Annotated in this window: 3 protein-coding genes; all 3 read right to left on the bottom strand. The window is 36.7% G+C overall.

Annotation, left to right across the window (positions count from 1 at the left end; genetic code table 11):
- Positions 1–77: 77 nt before the first annotated feature.
- A complete protein-coding gene (locus H5072_RS17155) occupies positions 78–803 on the bottom strand; it encodes a YebC/PmpR family DNA-binding transcriptional regulator (protein WP_165723787.1) in 726 nt (241 codons plus the stop codon).
- Between the two features lie 145 nt (positions 804–948).
- Entirely contained in the window at positions 949–1,566 is a 618-nt protein-coding gene (locus H5072_RS17150) for an HAD family hydrolase (protein ID WP_182694230.1), read from the bottom strand.
- 321 nt (positions 1,567–1,887) lie between these two features.
- Positions 1,888–2,334 (bottom strand): DUF6702 family protein, encoded by a 447-nt coding sequence (locus H5072_RS17145; protein WP_182694229.1) that lies wholly within the window; start codon positions 2,332–2,334, stop codon positions 1,888–1,890.
- Between the last annotated feature and the right edge of the window lies 1 nt (position 2,335).

Genomic DNA, 2,335 nt, shown 5'->3' with positions numbered 1-2,335 from the left:
CTAACATTTATTTAAACGTAAAAAAGCGTGTTTTGCATACACAAAACACGCTTTTTAAAGCTTTTAACCGTTTGCGTTTAATTTTTTACAATGGCATTGTGATAAATATTTTGTACATCGTCACAATCTTCAAGCATATTTATAAACTTATCAAAGTTAGCAATAACTTCTTCGTCTTCAATTTCAATATTAACTTGAGGAATAAACGTAATTTCGTCTACTTCAAAGTTAATGCCTTCAAATGCGTCTTCAAGGGCAGTTTTAGCTTTAAAGTATTCTGTTGGCGGTGCAAATACTGATATTTTACCATCCTCGGCTTCAACATCGCTTACATCAACATCAGCCATCATTAATGCTTCTAATACGACTTCATCGTCATCGCCTGCAAAGCCAAGTACCGCATAATGATCAAACATATGCGCTACACAGCCAGGAGTACCAATTTTTGAGTCTGTTTTAGTAAATGGTAAACGTACATCTTTGATAGTACGGTTCGGATTGTCAGTTAAACAGTCAACAATAACCATGCAGTTACCAGGGCCATAGCCTTCATAACGGGCAACAGAGTAATCTTCTCCTGCGCCACCGGCTGCTTTTTCAATTGCTTTTTCGATAACGTGTGCGGGTACTTGGTCTTTTTTAGCTTTTTCGATTAGACGGCGAAGTGTTTGGTTTACTTCGGGATCGGGAACACCACTTTTTGCTGCAACGTAAATCTCTTTGCCGTACTTTGAGTTTACTTTTGTTTTTGCATTGGCTGTTTTGATCATAGAACTTTGACGAACTACAAATGCTCTGCCCATTTTGTGCCCCTAATGAATACGTTACGTTTTGCGGTATTTTACCAATTCAAAACGTATTGGGCTAGCTCCGCAATGGGCAAAACTTGATTAATAAAAACTTTTATAACTACATACTCATTTCAGAATAAATCAAATGGCATGCTATTTAACATAACTCTATTTTTTCAGAATAACTCTCAACTAATGTCACTAATTCAACAAAGTCATGTAAAACGTAATCTGCCTGATCGGCATAAGCAGGCGTTGACTCTGGAGCGTATAAACACGCGCGCATATTTGCATTGTGCGCAGCTTGAATGTCGTAAAGGTAATCGCCTACATAAAGTAAATTTCTGGCGTTAATGTTCCAAAGTGTAGCAATGGCATTTAAAGCGCTGGGATCTGGCTTTGCTGGGGCATCGCTTCGCGTTAAAACTGTGCTGATAGGGAGTGGATTATTTTGTAATTTCATTGCCGCTGCTTTATCAAAATTGCGAGTAACAATCGCCATCGGAATATTTTTAGACTTTAAAGCATGAATAGCTTCACTCACACCAGGTAATATACTGGCATGTTGTGCATCTATTAATTCGTGTTGGTGAACTATATTCATTGCCTCTTCACGCATATACGGTGAGGGCAACTGAGCAATGTAATCAAGTAAGTCTTGCTCGCAAGGGCAACCTATTTGGGCCTTTATTAATGCAAAATCTAGTTCGGATGAAACTAATGTTCCATCTAAATCAAAAATCACTCCAAAAATAGCCTCAACCTGAGTAGTCATATCATTCCCTGAATTTAGTTATTACTAAATAAAATTTAAACATAAAATTCTCTACTGCTTATGCCCAAGCCAGTTATAGCTAAAGGGATAAATGAAACTAACTATATTTAAATTATTTATTTGCACTACTATCAATCTATTGATAATACAGTAAATATAATTGGTAGTTGTAGCATGCGCAAAAAATGGTAAATATACAAATTGAACTACCAATTTTTACGTAAATTTACATATACCAGATCAAAAATGAACGCAGTTTAAACGTATGAAGAAAACGCGCACATTAACTGCAGTGCGCGTTGGTTGGGGAAGTTTTAACTGTTAATTTTGCTCAAAGCGGGCTTCGAGCCAAGTATCATCTTGTGCAAAGTTTAAAGTTTTAATCTTACCTTTGCCCTCAACGTTTACCATATTTACCTGAGATGGCCATAAATCACGAAGCGCGCCATTGCTCATTTTAATTCCTTCAATGTTTTCAGGAATTGGTGCTTCTTGGTAAACCCAAAAAAACTTACCATCAACTTGTGCTCCCACAAAGTTAAGTGGTAAAGGTTCACCACTTAATGTTTGTAGAGCAACATGCGATTCAACATATTTAGCAAAACGTTGCTGATCGGCTTTATTGCTAATAATATCGATTTTGCCTTCAAATAATGTTCCTACGGCATGTTCGGTATCATGTAAATAAAAGCGGTGCATTAACTCAACATTATGCGTTCGTTTATTAAAAAGTACGGTTGTAATTGACGATTTTAGTTGATGCGCCATA

The organism is Pseudoalteromonas sp. SR45-5 (assembly GCF_014163565.1).
Taxonomy (GTDB): domain Bacteria; phylum Pseudomonadota; class Gammaproteobacteria; order Enterobacterales; family Alteromonadaceae; genus Pseudoalteromonas; species Pseudoalteromonas distincta.
The sequence above is the reverse complement of the archived record's forward strand: the minus strand, read 5'-3'. Positions and strand labels throughout refer to the sequence as shown.

Excerpts from the sequence above, each read along its gene's own strand:
- H5072_RS17155 (WP_165723787.1), bottom strand. The coding sequence starts at position 803 with ATGGGCAGAGCATTTGTAGTTCGTCAAAGTTCTATGATCAAAACAGCC.
- H5072_RS17150 (WP_182694230.1), bottom strand. The coding sequence starts at position 1,566 with ATGACTACTCAGGTTGAGGCTATTTTTGGAGTGATTTTTGATTTAGAT.
- H5072_RS17145 (WP_182694229.1), bottom strand. The coding sequence starts at position 2,334 with ATGGCGCATCAACTAAAATCGTCAATTACAACCGTACTTTTTAATAAA.